The sequence below is a fragment of the Shewanella algidipiscicola genome (genome assembly GCF_003605125.1).
In the GTDB taxonomy this organism is placed as follows: domain Bacteria; phylum Pseudomonadota; class Gammaproteobacteria; order Enterobacterales; family Shewanellaceae; genus Shewanella; species Shewanella algidipiscicola.
The window spans coordinates 1-14,529 of sequence record NZ_QPQT01000004.1 but is presented as its reverse complement, the minus strand read 5'-3'; the positions used below and the strand labels follow the sequence as shown (position 1 = coordinate 14,529).

Below are 14,529 nucleotides of genomic sequence, written 5' to 3'. Positions count from 1 at the left end.
GCTAAAAAAGCAAAAACAAACGAGGGGCAAGGCCCCCCGTTTGGAATATGCGGATAATACATTCTAACCTTTATTGGGGGTTAGTGTACATCTTTCCAGTACTCTTTCTTTAGCAGATAAGCCACGATAAAGAAAATAAACAGGAAGCCCATCACCCACCAACCTAAGCTTTCACGCTCAAGTTTGACCGGATCGCCTGAATAAACCAGGAATCCTGTGATATCGCGCACCACTTGGTCATACTCTTCAGCAGTAAGCTTACCGCCAGTAGTCACAAAACTACCATCTTCTTGCTTAACCGACAGACCTTGCAGATCTTGCAGTACATGAGGCATGGCCACTGATGGGAAGACGGTATTATTCACCCCAAATGGACGACTCTCATCATGATAGAAGCTCTTAAGGTAAGTATAGAGCCAATCTTCACCACGCACGCGAGCAACCAAAGTCAAATCAGGCGGCGCAGCGCCAAACCATTTTGCCGCATCGACTTCTGGAATCGAGTTTTCCATCAAGTCACCAACTTTAGCTCCCTCTACCACCATATACTTATCACGCATATCGTCTAGTGAGATATCTAAGTCTTCTGCAACACGGTTATAGCGCTGATATTGAGTGCTATGACAACCTGCACAATAGTGCTGAAATTTATCTAAACCACGTTGCAGTGACTCAGTATCGTTTAGGTCGATGTTGGCACTTTCTAAATGTACATTTGCGCCACCTGCAGCAAAGGCAAGCGATGGCACCAAAGTAACTAATGCAATCAATAATTTCTTCATTAGTGAGTCAACCTCTCTGGTACAGGCTTGGTCTTCTCACTCTTGCTGTAAAGCCAAAGCGCTAAGAAGAAACCGAAGTAAGTCAGAGTAAAGATACGAGCCGCAATGGTTAGTGCTGGTGTGGCAGGAACCGCACCTAAGTATCCTAAGACAACAAACGATACAGCGAACTGACCAATATTGAGCTTATGGATCATGCTACGGTAGCGAATCGACTTAACCTTACAGCGATCTAACCATGGTAAAACAAACAACACGGCAATCGCTAAGCCCATCCCCACAACCCCTAGCAGCTTGTCAGGGATCGCACGCAAAATCGCATAGAAAGGCGTGAAGTACCATACTGGTGCAATATGCTCAGGTGTTTTCATGGGGTTAGCGGCTTCAAAATTTGGCTTCTCTAGGAAGTAACCACCGCCCTCAGGCATAAAGAACAACACATAACAGAAGACAATCAGGAAGCCTGCGACGCCCATAATATCTTTAACTGTGTAGTAAGGGTGGAATGGAATACCATCTTTTGGCCAACCATTTTCATCTTTGTTCTTCTTAATTTCGATACCGTCAGGGTTATTTGAACCCACTTCGTGTAACGCGATTAAGTGCAGGAATACCAGCACAACCAAAACTAATGGCAAGGCAATAACATGCAGTGCAAAGAAGCGGTTAAGCGTCGCACCAGAAACAACGAAGTCACCACGGATCCAAAGTGTTAGGTCATCACCAATCACTGGGATCGCGCCAAAGAGCGAGATAATTACCTGCGCTCCCCAATAGGACATCTGTCCCCAAGGCAGTAGGTAACCCATGAAGGCTTCAGCCATCAACACAAGGAAGATCAACATACCAAATAGCCACAATAGCTCTCTTGGCTTTTGATAAGAGCCGTAGATAAGACCACGGAACATATGCAGATAGATAACGACGAAGAAGGCAGATGCACCAGTGGAGTGCATATAACGCAGTAACCAGCCATATTCAACATCACGCATGATGTATTCAATAGAGGCAAACGCACCTTCCGCGGTTGGTACGTAGTTCATCGTTAGCCAAATACCAGTCAGTAACTGGTTAACTAGCACTAACATGGCTAATGAGCCAAAGAAGTACCAAAAGTTAAAGTTTGTTGGTGTTGCATATTGGCCAACATGGCGGTTATAGGTCGCCGTCATTGGGATTCTTGCATCAATCCAATCAATAATATTCTTTACCATTACGCAGCTCCCTGATCGACACCGATAATGACGTTGCCGTCATCAATGTATTGATGAGGTGGAACAACAAGGTTTAGGGGTGCTGGAACGCCTTGGAATACACGGCCTGCCATATCAAACTTAGAGCCATGACATGGGCAGAAGAAACCAGAGGCCACACCTTCGACTTGCTCACCAAAGGTATCGGGAAGATACGTCGGAGAACAACCTAAGTGAGTACAAAGACCTACAGCGATAAAGTACTCAGGCTTAATTGAACGAACCGCATTTTGCGCATAGGCAGGTTGCTGCTCTTCATTTGAACCAGGATCACGTAATTTATCATCGAGAGTGGCAAGACCTTTTAAGATCTCTTCGGTGCGACGGACAACCCATACAGGTTTTCCACGCCATTCAACACGGATCAGCTGACCCGGCTCTAACTTACTAATGTTTACTTCAACCGGTGCGCCTGCAGCTTTCGCTTTGGCACTCGGATTCCATGACTTTATAAAAGGAACCGCTACAGCGACGGCACCAGCACCACCTACTACGGCGGTTGCTGCGGTCAGGAATCTGCGACGTCCGGTATCGACTGGCGCATTGCTCATCCACTTATCTCCAGAGAGTGTTGGAATTTTTGTTTTAAAAACTTTGATATTGGGGTTTTACCCCAAAGCACAAAAATCAAATTTGAGGCGGGGCTCATTATAGCCAAAAATTAGAAGCAGATCATAGTAAAACAGCCAACAAAGTTAACGCTGTTTACAAAACAATCAATATATATGGCCAATAGCAATGAAAAAGTCACAAATTACGCGGATAATGGGTAGTAAATTGTTTAAAGCTAGAACAACAATTTAAGCTAAATTAGCAGGTTGAATTAAACAAATACAAAAAAGCCCGAACTCGTCGGGCTTTTTTATGTATATGGCTTATTTGCCGTCAGAACGCTTCATATATTTGAAGAAGTCACTGTCTGGCTCTAATACCATCACGTTTGAGCCGCTTGAGAAACTGGCTTTATATGCTTCCAAACTACGTAAGAAAGAATAAAACTCAGGATCTTTATTGTAAGCATCTGCATAGATTTTAGCCGCAATAGCATCACCTTCACCACGAACGGATAAGGCTTTACGCTCAGCTTCAGCAATTTGAATTTCTACGCTCGCATCGGTCTTAGCACGAATGATCTCAGATTGCTCCTTACCTTGTGCGCGATGCTCTTTCGCTACTGCGGTACGCTCTGCGCGCATACGCTGGTAGATACTCGAACTCACGTTAGCTGGTAAGTTAATCTGCTTAACACGCACATCGACCACTTCGATACCCAAATCTTTGGCACTGTCAGACGCGTTTCTCAACGCATCTTGCTGTAACTCATCTCGGCTACCAGAGACGATGTCTTTGATAGTACGGCGACCAAACTCGGTACGTAGATCGTTATTAATCTTACGTTGTAATAAAGATTCCGCCTGGACTTTATTACCACCGTTAGTCGCTAAGTAGTATTTTTCATGATCAAAAATACGCCACTTGACATATGAGTCGACCATTAAGTCTTTTTTCTCAGAAGTCACAAAGCGATCTGCTGCGCCGTCCATAGTCTGGATGCGAGAGTCTAAAAACTTAATCTTATCGATCAATGGCAGTTTAACGTGTAAACCAGGCGTATAAATCCGTGTCACGCCATCATCTTTAAGAATTTTACCAAAGCGCGATACGATCGCACGCTCACCTTCATTAACGACCAACAGTGAAGATAAACCGGTCGCAATCAAGATTGCGATAATAATGACAGATAATCTACCCATGATTAGTTTCTCCCCTGGCGAGTACGGTCGCTACGAGAAGGACGCCCGTCGAGTGGCATGCCGACACTATTCACTATGCTGTTAGCAGACTCATTAGATGAGCCTTGCGCAGCCGCTTGAGGTTGCTTAGATGTCTTGCTTTGGTCCATCAGTTTATCCAGTGGCAGATACATCATGTTGCCGCTGCTTTTCGCATCGACCAATACTTTGTTAGCACCCGAGTAAACCTTAGACATTGCATCGATATAAAGACGATTACGAGTCACATCTGGAGAAGCTTGATACTCTGGAAGTAATTTTTCAAAGCGTGCCACTTTACCACGCGCTTCTAAAATTTCACGTTCCTTGTAAGCGTTAGCTTGTTGTTCCATACGTTGTACGGTACCACGAGCTTTAGGCTCAATCTCACGCGAATACGCTTCTGCTTCACGGATAAAACGTTGCTCATCCTCTTGCGCTGCAATAGCATCATCAAAGGCATCTTTCACCTCTTCTGGTGGACGCGCTGGCAAGAAGTTAACATCTCGGATCTCTATACCCAAATTATAAGGTTCGATAATACGATTCACTTCATCCCAAGTGTCACGGCGAATTTGATCACGCCCAGTGGTCAAGATGTCATCCATGCGATTGTGACCCACCACATAGCGCAAAGCACTATCGGTCGCTTCACGCAAGCTAGAATTCGCATCGACAGCGCTAAACATATAGCGATAAGCATCGACTACAATGTATTGCACATCAAGCTCAACCAACACCACGTTTTCATCTGCAGTCAGCATGCTGCCAGATGCGGGGATCGAGCGAACGTTACTCACGTTTACCGGAAACACTTCATCGATGAAGGTCGCTTTCCACTGTAAGCCAGGCTCCACTTCACCGATATATTTACCAAAGCGTAACGCAACCCCTTTTTCAGCTTCTTTGACGGTATAGAAACCCGAAAGTCCCCACACCACCACGGCGATACCTAAAACAATAACGAATCCTAATGCACTGAATCCACCGCCAGAACCATTACCTTTGCCGCCAAAGCGTTTAGAGATATTCTTAAACACTTCGTCGAGATCTGGTGGCCCTTTGTCATTGCCATTTTTATTTCCCCAAGGATCTTGACCCTTGTTACCGGGCTCGTTCCAAGCCATTTAGCACTCCATAGGTATGAAATAAACGAGATTACTAAAAACTACTCTACTGCTGTTGTTTCAACAATAAAAGTTTCCAATTCCCCTTGGCTCTGCTTTGTTAATCGATGCCAATCGGCTTCTAATAAACGTACAGATAAGATACAGTTCCCCAGATCGTCATACTCTTTCTGCTGTATCACATCCAGTCGATAAAACTGACCAAGATAATGCCCAGCCGTCGCTGGGATTTGCAAGGTAAACTCTAAAACAGCACGACCCACAATTTTGTTGATCGCCTCCTCGAGTAATTCCAAGCCTTTGCGTTGTTGAGCCGAAACCCACACACGCGTAGGTACCCCTTCGCTATCGTAATCGATCTTAGGGCCCACATCTTCCAACAGGTCTATCTTGTTACAGACAACCAATTGTGGAATATCATCAGCACCAATCTCTTTAAGCACCAATTGCACTTGCTCAAAGTTATCACCCATATTGTCATCGGAACAATCGACGATATGCAGTAACAGATCGGCTTCACGCGTCTCCTGTAATGTCGCCTTAAAGGCGGCCACAAGATCATGCGGAAGGTGCCGAATAAAACCAACGGTATCGGCTAAAATAACCGGCCCGTCTGTTAACTCTAACTTTCTTAAGGTCGGATCGAGCGTGGCAAACAATTGGTCTGCCGCATAAACATCTGACACAGTAAGCGCATTAAATAATGTTGACTTACCAGCGTTAGTGTAACCAACCAAAGACACGGTGGCTAATTCACTGCGCTGACGAGCTCGTCGACTCTGCTCACGCTGCTTATCGACTTTTTCCAAACGCTTATTAATGGTTTTGATACGCCCACGCAACAAACGTCTGTCCGTTTCAAGCTGGGTTTCACCCGGACCACGTAGACCAATCCCGCCTTTTTGCCTCTCAAGATGGGTCCAACCACGTATTAGGCGCGTCGACATGTGGCGCAATTGCGCTAGCTCCACCTGTAATTTACCTTCATACGTACGTGCTCGTTGGGCAAAAATATCGAGGATCAGTGTTGTGCGATCTAATACACGACACTGACAAACCAACTCAAGGTTTCGCTCTTGAGCCGGACTCAATGGGTGATTAAAAATAACCACACTCGCGTCAGTGGCAGCAACTAACGCTGCTAACTCTTCCGCTTTACCTGAACCAACAAAAAATTTACGATCTGGAGAGCGACGACTTCCCGTTATCACACCAACGGTTTTTGCTCCTGCCGACTCGACTAATAAACGAAGTTCAGTAATATCTTCTCTACTGCTTTCATCGGCAAAATCGATGTGAACAAGAACGGCTGCGTCTCCCGCTTCATAGCGATCAAACAAAAAACAAACTCCTCAAGAAATTACTCAGCACTTTCATCTGTAGGTGCGTTGTAACTGCTCGCTTGATTTGGGGTGTTGTGATGGTTGCTCACATTAAATGGGCGCGCTGGCACAACTGTAGAAATTGCGTGCTTATATACCATCTGGCTGACAGTGTTCTTCAATAAAATAACAAACTGATCGAATGATTCAACTTGTCCTTGAAGCTTGATACCGTTAACTAGGTAGATAGATACCGGAACGCGTTCACGACGTAATGCGTTCAAAAATGGGTCTTGTAAAGATTGCCCCTTTGCCATTATATAATTTCCTTTTTATTAAAATTAAATAAAACCTAATGCTGCATCAACTTTGGGTTTGGTTTTAGTATTATATAGAGTGAATGAATTAGCTAGCGACAATATTGTATTAGTCGACCTATATTTGCATCATCACCGCTCTCCAGCCAATTTAAATCGGCCCAGCCGCGTAACCATGTTAATTGACGCTTTGCCAATTGCCTAGTCGCCGCGACGGATTTTTCAACCATAGTATCATAGTCGTAATCACCATCGAGGTATTGCCATACTTGGCGATACCCAACACATCGCATAGAAGGTAGCTCTAAATGCAAATCATCACGCGCCTTGAGTGCTTGCACTTCTTCTATAAATCCTTGCTGTAACATAATATCGAATCGTGCAGCGATAGCAGAATGTAACACTTTCCGATCACTTGGCGATATACCAAATTGCACAACAGAGTATGGTAATGCAGCAGATTTAACCGCCGTTAATTCGGTTAAACTTTTACCGCTAATACGAAACACCTCTAATGCTCGCGATAAACGCTGCGGATCATTAGGATGAATACGCTGCGCCGACACAGGATCGATCTGCTGTAACTGCTGATGTAATGCTTGCCAGCCTAGAGTTTCAGCCTCTCGGGCTATCTCGGCCCTGATCTCACTGTTTGCAGTAGGAAGAGGAGATAACCCCTCAAGCAAGGCTTTAAAATAGAGCATGGTTCCACCCACTAATAACGGGGTTTTGCCAGCAGCTAAAATACGTTCAATTTCGTTAAGCGCATCACGACGAAAATCAGCGGCAGAATAACTTTCACTAGGGTCACGAATATCAATCAATCGATGTGGTGCACGGCGCTGCTCTTCAACACTGGGCTTAGCGGTGCCGATATCCATTTCACGATAGATAAGCGCTGAATCAACCGAGATTATTTCACACTGGTGATGCTCTACCAGCTCAATAGCTAACGCCGTTTTGCCGGACGCCGTTGGTCCCATCAGGGTTAAAATTGTCGGCTTATTATTGCTATTCACTCGTTTGCTCACTTAACCACAGTTGCCAAGGTAACAACTTGGCTTTCGATATTATTTGTTGCTGTTGCGGCTCAGGCAACTGACTGAACTCAGTCCAAAGTGCTGGTGCCGATGTAAAATGTTCTCGGCCATGGCTAACTAACCAATTCACAATAGCCTCATCGGCTGGCTCTTCAAAACGAATCCACTGTAAAAAATCTGCGATAACACTCGCTAATTGGCTTTGCCTTAGATATGGGGGCACTTTTTTGATAATCAACTGCCCCAATCGAATAGTTAATTCGATGCCCAGCTTCCTGATAAGTTGCTCTCGTTGTTCAAAAGTTTCAAGCCAGTCATTGTCTGCCTTTATCGACACCGGCATCAATAGTGGTTGCCCCACGAGTCCTGATGCAAGCTTGTGCTCTATCTGTTGACGCAGCACCGCCTCTGCGACGGTTGTAAACGCCAATAACTTGAGTGCATCGTCTTGTGTTATTACCCAGTATTGCCCCGCTAAAACCAAAGGCATAGGTGATGAGGGTGCTGTTGTGGGCCTGTTTACATTCGGGGTTGCAAGCAACTGCGCATAATTATCAATGGCCGCCTGCGAAGGTAAATCTGCTGCTTGATAACGATCTGAGCGGCTTGAGCGGTGCTCTGCCCCTGAAGACTGGCTATAGCCTGATTCCCTTTGACCATAGGCCGAAGCAACTCGTTCATGCACATGGCGTTCGCTAGCGGGAGGGGTTACAGACAAAGATGCGCTATAGTGCCCAGCAAAAGGCGACGATGGACGGTTTGCAGCAGGCGTTGATTGCACTAATGGCGCTTCAGCGTGATCCATTGGAGCCTCATCGCCCCCAGGCTGATGAGCGTTCAACGGTAGTTGTTCAGCCTGTGACAGAGCCGATTGGAGTGCTTGTAAAATAAAATCATGTACATAGCGACTTTCATGAAAACGCACTTCATGCTTTGCTGGATGCACATTGACATCTACTTGATGCGGGTCAAGTTCAAGCATCAACACATAGCCAACCTGAACGCCTTGCAGCTGCTCAGCAAACGCTTGTCTCACCGCATGATTAACCAACCTATCGCGCACTAATCGACCATTTACATAAAAATACTGAGTATCACTTGAGCTCGCGTCAAAATACGGCGACTGGATATAACCACTGAGCTTTAACCCGTTATGCTCGCAATCAACCGCCAACGCATGCTCGGCAAATTGTTTACCGCTCACCTGTGCTAAACGCTGTAGATACTGGTTTTGAGTATTCGCTGCGCGATAATTTCGCACCATTTTACCATTATGCTTAAGGGTAAAATGGATATCGCGCCGCACTAAAGCAATCCGTTTAAGCCACTCATCAATATGAGTAAACTCCGTTTTATCGCTTTTCAGAAAACGACGACGAGCGGGGGTATTAAAAAACAGATCGACCGCTTCTACCGTAGACCCCACAGGATGCGCGGCGGGGATCACGGTTACCGCCATTTCAGAGCCTTCAGCATATGCTTGCCACGCCTCGGTTTGGCTGGCGGTGCGCGAGGTGAAGGTTAAACGCGATACCGAACTAATACTGGCCAGCGCTTCACCACGAAAACCAAAGCTTAAAATTGCATCGAGATCATCTAAAGAAGCCAATTTAGAGGTCGCATGACGCGATAGCGCCAAGCCAAGTTGATCTTTTTCGATCCCAGAGCCATTGTCTTGAATCTTAATTAGCTTACTGCCCCCCTTATCGATTTCGATATCAACTTTAGTGGCGCCAGCATCTAGGCTGTTTTCTACCAACTCTTTGATAACCGATGCAGGACGCTCAACAACCTCACCAGCGGCAATCTGGTTAGCCAACTGAGGAGGCAAAATTTTAATGGTCATTTTGACTCCTATTAAGCGCGGGGAATGACCAGTTTCTGGCCTATACGAACTGTGTTTGATTTAAGATTATTGGCTTTTTTGATACTGCTAACAGATACCTGATAACGATGAGCGATAACCGACAACGACTCACCTTTTTCGACCTTATGACTCAAGGTGCCGCGATTAGCCAGAAGGGTATTGGCAGGCGGATTGGTTTCAAAATAGCGTAATATGCCCTTATGTACCGCATTGGCAATATTGTTTTGGTGCTCGCGCTGTGTCAGTAAACGCTCCTCTTTATGGTTAGAGATAAAGCCTGTTTCAACCAAAATAGAGGGAATATCAGGGGACTTTAATACCGCGAAACTGGCCGCTTCTGGCTGGTGCTTATGTAATTTAGTGACCTTACCTAAATTGAGTAATACATCACCGGCGATATTATGGCTAATAGCCATAGATCGATCCATCGACATGTCGAGTAATGTCATGGCAAGATACTGTTCATTATCGGCATTTTGAATGATCTCACCCGCACCGCCGAGCAGCTCAGAGTGCTTCTCTTTTTGTTCCAGCCAACGACCGATCTCACTGTTAGCCCGTCGCATCGACAACACCCAAACCGAGGCACCTTGTGGCTGAGGCGAGGTAAATGCATCGGCATGGATTGACACTAATAGATCGGCTTTACTGGTGCGTGCAATTTCAGAGCGCTTATTGAGATTAACAAAATAGTCTCCAGAGCGGGTCATGACCGCCTTCATACCTGGGGTGGCGTTAATTTTCGCTTCGACTTTTTTTGCAATCTGCAACACCACTTTTTTCTCATAGGTGCCCTTAGGGCCTATAGAGCCAGGATCATCTCCGCCATGGCCGGCATCAATCGCGACAATCACATCCCTTAATTCAGGAACAGATTGTGCTTTTACTACCGGTTTATCCGGCCCACCGCCATCGAGATCGACAACCAAACGATTGCCGTATGGCGCTGTAGGAGTTAAAGCAAATAAATTCGCTTTTACAGGCTTAACTAAATCGATAACGAGTCTGAGCGTGCCTTTTTTCGGCGGCTGACTAATGCGCACCTTTTTGACCAGCTTACTATTATTCTCGATTTTACTCAGATCCATTGCGGTGGAAGTGCCACTCAGGTCGACCACCAGTCGATAAGGATTCGTCAGGGTAAAGTGGCTGTACTGCGGCGGCTGACGCAGGTCAAATACCACCCGCGTCGATTCTGGCGCGGCCCAAATTCGCACACCATCTAACCTGTTTGCGCTGTGAGCTATTGCTGCTGGAACACACAGCAGTAACAGTAGCAACACGCGCTTGATAATCGAGTCAGTTGTTATCATTATTATGTAAGCTATCTATCAGTAACTGTCCTGCAGGCTTATTTGCCCTTAAGGTGACCTCTCGCCCTTGATCAAGGTATTTTATATCGATAAGCAGATCGGCTTCAGGTAAAATACCCGCCCCTTTATCGGGCCACTCCACAATGCATAAACTGTTATCGGCAAAATAGTCTCTAATCCCCATAAACTCTAACTCTTCAGGATCACTGAGCCTATATAGATCAAAGTGATAGACATCAATACCATTCAGTTCATAGGGTTCAACTAAAGTATAAGTAGGGCTTTTAACTGCTCCCTGATGGCCTAAACTTTGGATCAAACCACGACTAAATGTCGTTTTTCCAGCGCCTAATTCACCACTCAAATAGATGGTTAGCGGAGGCCTGATTGCTTGAGCTAACTGCTGCCCTAAGCTCACGGTATCAAACTCATTTTCAAGATAAACTGTCACTGGCGTCATGGTGTATTCGTTGTAACCTAAATTGGGCAAACTGATTATAACCAGATACTTTAACCCAAACTGAATTCTATCTAAACAAACATTAGCTGTTTTTAATCTGACGGCTTTAAATCTTGTCCACTAGTGTCCGAATATGCGGAAACAGATCGCAAGCCAACATGCCACGCTCTCCCTCTTCAGCAGCCATGTCAGCGGCGACGCCATGCACTACAACACCAGCACTGGCAGCATCCATATTGGACATCCCTTGCGCCATAAACGCCGCAATAATGCCCCCTAATACATCACCACTGCCACCGCTAGCTAATCCAGGATTACCCACTGGGGCGACATGACAACGAGTACCATCGTAAATAAGTGTGCCCGCACCTTTCAATACCACAACACCACCATACTTGGCCTGTAGAGCATAAACCGCTGCAAAGCGATCTTGTTCAACGTCTGCAATACTTATCCCCAGTAATCTTGCCGCTTCGCCGCTATGGGGCGTCAACACCCAATGTCGCTGCTTATTAGGCTCAAGTGCCAGTAAATTAAGGGCATCTGCATCCATGACACAGGGCTTGTCACTCAATCCGGTGGCCTTGAGTAAATTGTATCCCCAATCGTGCTTGCCAAGTCCAGGTCCAATTAGCAATACATCGGCCCACCCTAAGCGTTGATATACCTCCATATCAACCAATTCACAGCCCCAAAACATCAGCTCTGGTCGCCCAGCATTGATAATAGGGAGGTGCTGCGGCCTAGAAACCACAGCCACGAGACCTGCTCCGGCGCGTAAACAGCTTTCTCCGGCAAGCCTTGGCGCGCCCGCCATACCAATATCCCCCCCGATCACAGTGACCTTACCACAAGAGCCTTTATGGCTGTTTTTAGCGCGAGTGGGCATGCCTAAGTCAGTGACTCGGTGCGCAATATTAATGACGGTAGACGCGGGAAGGTATGGGGTTAATCCAATATCGGCAAACCATAAGTAACCGACGCAATCTCGGGCCTTACCCGTAACAAGCCCCTGCTTTACCGCTCCCATGGTCAATGTCACATCGGCTTTAATCGCCAGTTGCCCAGCTCCTGTATCGGCATTAATGCCCGAAGGTACATCTATAGACAACACCCAAGAAGGCTGCTGATTAACGGCGGTAATGATGGTCATAAACGTCTCATTGAGCTCACCGTGAAAGCCAGTGCCGAGTAAGCCATCTATCACCACATCTGCCGCTAATAATGCTTGCTGCCAATCCTGCTCTAGGTGACCACCTGCTGCCAAAAATACGGCTTTGGCATAGCTCACGCCTTCACCAATAGGTTCTCGCTCTAAAGCATACAGCTTAACTTGGCAGCCAGCCTCAAGCAAAAGCGTGGCACAGATATAAGCATCAGCCCCATTATTGCCGTATCCAGCTAACACCAAAATATGGCTAGTTAACTTATTTTGCTGTTGCAGTAATGCAAAGGTCGCCTGCCCTGCGCGATCGATTAACCCTAATAAAGATATGTCGCCTGAATGGATAAAATGGGCCTCAGCCTCTCTCACCATTTGAGTCGAATATAATGTTTGTGGTAGCTGTGCATCACAAAACAACATGGGGAGACTCCTAAATACGTTAATAAAACATCCTATGCGCTAGCTAAGGCTTAGCATATTCGATGTTAGATAACATATTGGTCATTAGATTCACGGGTTACTGTAATTATTGAGATAAGTTTGATCTTGCACAAAAAAATGAGCTAGATAGTAAGGCTTAAGTCTGAAATTTAAGTAAACGTTAGTAGGGCGGGAGTTAAACGATGTGGTGACCTTGAACGATAAAGCAGAGGGGAAGCGCGCCAGAATGAGAACGGTGCTCGTGCTTCAAGCCAATGGCAATAACACCAGATGATGGGCTTAGCCCTAGCAACAAATAACTCGGTAGCTTTAGCCTATTAAACTACCGAGTTTACGATAGAATTTAAATATCATCCATACGAATACAACTATGCACTAAACGCTGCTGTTGAATTTTCTTTACTCGTACCAACTCGCTCATCGCATTTTTCACATCGCCGGGAACGGATGATTCGGCCGTTTTCTGCAGCAGTCCAATCAAACGATTATCTAGATCTAAATGTAATTCCAATAGATCTTCTTCGTTCATATTGGCTTTAGGAACGATATCTTGACAACGTTTGATAAAATCTTCAAACACAATATCGTTGTACCAAAGTTCTAATAATTTAGAGGGGGCCTCTTCGATATAGTCATCTATCTTCTGTGACATCTCTTTTTCATGCTGTTGTAAATACTCAAGCATCAACTTGACGCGTGATGAATCAACCGCACTGTGCAAACGCCCATATAATCGAGCCATTTCTAAGCGACACTTAGAGACATATTCCAATTGTTCATTAAGCTGCTGAAATCTCATCTTACCCTCTCCAATCCAAGCCATTTGACTAGGCGATAATATTGACTCGATTTTATTATGAAGTATTTTGCGGATATTTTTTTGAACAAGGTCATAGTTTACACAGTTCAATCATCTTTATATTAGGTTTCGTTAAAGAAATGGGGCACAAATCACCCAAGTTAAAATTGAACTTATGCAAGACGTTTAAAAAGCAACCACAACAAACAATGCACAATTGAGGCGATAGATGAGGTTAGAAATAGATACCAATGACGTTTAACCTTTATATGGTATCCCTCTTACCTAAATAATAGAATCAGCAGAACTCATATCGCTTAAGATGAGATAATCAAAAATAGGGAAATTGGAACGACATGTCGTGTTAGAAGCACGCCATACTCTATAAATCAGTAATTTATCTAACTTGAGTTTAAGGGGATAATAAAACCTGAGGGAGATTGGAGCGACATATCGGGCTTAAAATAGGTACCGATGACCTATACCTTGGCAAAGTATCGCCCTTTTGCTCTAAAAAAGAGTCAACTGAGCTAATGTCGCTTACATCTTTAAATTTGGAGCGACATATCGGGTTCGAACCGATGACCTATACCTTGGCAAGGTATCGCTCTACCAACTGAGCTAATGTCGCATAAATCTTTGCATCTATAACATTCGGTAATGTTGTAGATTGTAATTTGGAGCGACATATCGGGTTCGAAATGGATACCGATGACTATACCTTGGTAAGGTATCGCCCTTTTGCTCTAAAAAAGAGTCAGCTGAGCTAATGTCGCAATCAAATTTGGAGCGACATATCGGGTTCGAACCGATGACCTATACCTTGGCAAGGTATCGCTCTACCAACTGAGCTAATGTCGCATAAATCTTT

13 protein-coding genes and 4 tRNA genes are annotated in these 14,529 nt (G+C 45.2%); all 17 read right to left on the bottom strand.

Going from position 1 to position 14,529, the window contains the following annotated elements; translation table 11 throughout:
* Window positions 1-80: 80 nt before the first annotated feature.
* Entirely contained in the window at window positions 81-782 is a 702-nt protein-coding gene (locus DVO77_RS05165; protein WP_110457190.1) for a cytochrome c1, read from the bottom strand.
* Window positions 782-1,996, bottom strand: coding sequence for a cytochrome b (locus tag DVO77_RS05160; protein ID WP_110457189.1), 1,215 nt, complete (start codon window positions 1,994-1,996; stop codon window positions 782-784). The genes DVO77_RS05165 and DVO77_RS05160 overlap by 1 nt, the downstream gene beginning before the upstream one ends.
* Window positions 1,996-2,586 carry a ubiquinol-cytochrome c reductase iron-sulfur subunit gene (gene petA / locus DVO77_RS05155; protein WP_110457188.1) on the bottom strand — a complete coding sequence of 197 codons (591 nt, stop codon included), beginning with the start codon at window positions 2,584-2,586 and terminating at the stop codon, window positions 1,996-1,998. Before petA ends, DVO77_RS05160 begins: the two co-directional genes overlap by 1 nt.
* 324 nt (window positions 2,587-2,910) lie before the next feature.
* A complete protein-coding gene (gene hflC / locus DVO77_RS05150; RefSeq protein WP_119977592.1) occupies window positions 2,911-3,789 on the bottom strand; it encodes a protease modulator HflC in 879 nt (292 codons plus the stop codon).
* Between the two features lie 2 nt (window positions 3,790-3,791).
* The gene (hflK, locus tag DVO77_RS05145) at window positions 3,792-4,934 is read right to left on the bottom strand and encodes an FtsH protease activity modulator HflK (protein WP_119977591.1); all 1,143 of its coding nucleotides are present in this window, start codon (window positions 4,932-4,934) and stop codon (window positions 3,792-3,794) included.
* 41 nt (window positions 4,935-4,975) lie between these two features.
* A complete protein-coding gene (gene hflX / locus DVO77_RS05140) occupies window positions 4,976-6,274 on the bottom strand; it encodes a ribosome rescue GTPase HflX (protein ID WP_110457185.1) in 1,299 nt (432 codons plus the stop codon).
* 20 nt (window positions 6,275-6,294) lie between these two features.
* Window positions 6,295-6,573 (bottom strand): RNA chaperone Hfq, encoded by a 279-nt coding sequence (hfq, locus tag DVO77_RS05135; RefSeq protein WP_110457184.1) that lies wholly within the window; start codon window positions 6,571-6,573, stop codon window positions 6,295-6,297.
* Window positions 6,574-6,665: 92 nt separating this feature from the next.
* On the bottom strand, window positions 6,666-7,556 hold the full coding sequence (miaA, locus tag DVO77_RS05130) for a tRNA (adenosine(37)-N6)-dimethylallyltransferase MiaA (protein WP_373317385.1): 891 nt from the start codon (window positions 7,554-7,556) through the stop codon (window positions 6,666-6,668).
* A gap of 28 nt (window positions 7,557-7,584) precedes the next feature.
* Window positions 7,585-9,459 carry a DNA mismatch repair endonuclease MutL gene (gene mutL, locus DVO77_RS05125; RefSeq protein WP_119977589.1) on the bottom strand — a complete coding sequence of 625 codons (1,875 nt, stop codon included), beginning with the start codon at window positions 9,457-9,459 and terminating at the stop codon, window positions 7,585-7,587.
* Window positions 9,460-9,470: 11 nt separating this feature from the next.
* Entirely contained in the window at window positions 9,471-10,793 is a 1,323-nt protein-coding gene (locus tag DVO77_RS05120) for an N-acetylmuramoyl-L-alanine amidase (RefSeq protein ID WP_119977588.1), read from the bottom strand.
* The gene (gene tsaE, locus DVO77_RS05115; protein ID WP_110457180.1) at window positions 10,780-11,253 is read right to left on the bottom strand and encodes a tRNA (adenosine(37)-N6)-threonylcarbamoyltransferase complex ATPase subunit type 1 TsaE; all 474 of its coding nucleotides are present in this window, start codon (window positions 11,251-11,253) and stop codon (window positions 10,780-10,782) included. The genes DVO77_RS05120 and tsaE overlap by 14 nt, the downstream gene beginning before the upstream one ends.
* 106 nt (window positions 11,254-11,359) lie before the next feature.
* Window positions 11,360-12,838, bottom strand: coding sequence for an NAD(P)H-hydrate dehydratase (locus DVO77_RS05110; RefSeq protein ID WP_119977587.1), 1,479 nt, complete (start codon window positions 12,836-12,838; stop codon window positions 11,360-11,362).
* Between the two features lie 364 nt (window positions 12,839-13,202).
* A complete protein-coding gene (locus DVO77_RS05105) occupies window positions 13,203-13,658 on the bottom strand; it encodes a hypothetical protein (protein WP_110457178.1) in 456 nt (151 codons plus the stop codon).
* A 441-nt stretch (window positions 13,659-14,099) separates the two neighbouring features.
* A tRNA-Gly gene (locus DVO77_RS18995) sits at window positions 14,100-14,198 on the bottom strand.
* Window positions 14,199-14,213: 15 nt separating this feature from the next.
* Window positions 14,214-14,289 (bottom strand) — tRNA-Gly (locus tag DVO77_RS05100).
* Between the two features lie 47 nt (window positions 14,290-14,336).
* Window positions 14,337-14,434 (bottom strand) — tRNA-Gly (locus tag DVO77_RS18990).
* A gap of 9 nt (window positions 14,435-14,443) precedes the next feature.
* Window positions 14,444-14,519, bottom strand: a tRNA-Gly gene (locus DVO77_RS05095).
* Window positions 14,520-14,529: the final 10 nt, after the last annotated feature.

Bases quoted from the DNA above. Each gene is read 5' to 3' on its own strand.
- DVO77_RS05165 (WP_110457190.1), bottom strand. From the start codon at position 782: ATGAAGAAATTATTGATTGCATTAGTTACTTTGGTGCCATCGCTTGCC.
- DVO77_RS05160 (WP_110457189.1), bottom strand. From the start codon at position 1,996: ATGGTAAAGAATATTATTGATTGGATTGATGCAAGAATCCCAATGACG.
- petA (WP_110457188.1), bottom strand. From the start codon at position 2,586: ATGAGCAATGCGCCAGTCGATACCGGACGTCGCAGATTCCTGACCGCA.
- hflC (WP_119977592.1), bottom strand. From the start codon at position 3,789: ATGGGTAGATTATCTGTCATTATTATCGCAATCTTGATTGCGACCGGT.
- hflK (WP_119977591.1), bottom strand. From the start codon at position 4,934: ATGGCTTGGAACGAGCCCGGTAACAAGGGTCAAGATCCTTGGGGAAAT.
- hfq (WP_110457184.1), bottom strand. From the start codon at position 6,573: ATGGCAAAGGGGCAATCTTTACAAGACCCATTTTTGAACGCATTACGT.
- miaA (WP_373317385.1), bottom strand. From the start codon at position 7,556: ATGGGACCAACGGCGTCCGGCAAAACGGCGTTAGCTATTGAGCTGGTA.
- mutL (WP_119977589.1), bottom strand. From the start codon at position 9,459: ATGACCATTAAAATTTTGCCTCCTCAGTTGGCTAACCAGATTGCCGCT.
- DVO77_RS05120 (WP_119977588.1), bottom strand. From the start codon at position 10,793: ATGATAACAACTGACTCGATTATCAAGCGCGTGTTGCTACTGTTACTG.
- tsaE (WP_110457180.1), bottom strand. From the start codon at position 11,253: ATGACGCCAGTGACAGTTTATCTTGAAAATGAGTTTGATACCGTGAGC.
- DVO77_RS05110 (WP_119977587.1), bottom strand. From the start codon at position 12,838: ATGTTGTTTTGTGATGCACAGCTACCACAAACATTATATTCGACTCAA.
- DVO77_RS05105 (WP_110457178.1), bottom strand. From the start codon at position 13,658: ATGAGATTTCAGCAGCTTAATGAACAATTGGAATATGTCTCTAAGTGT.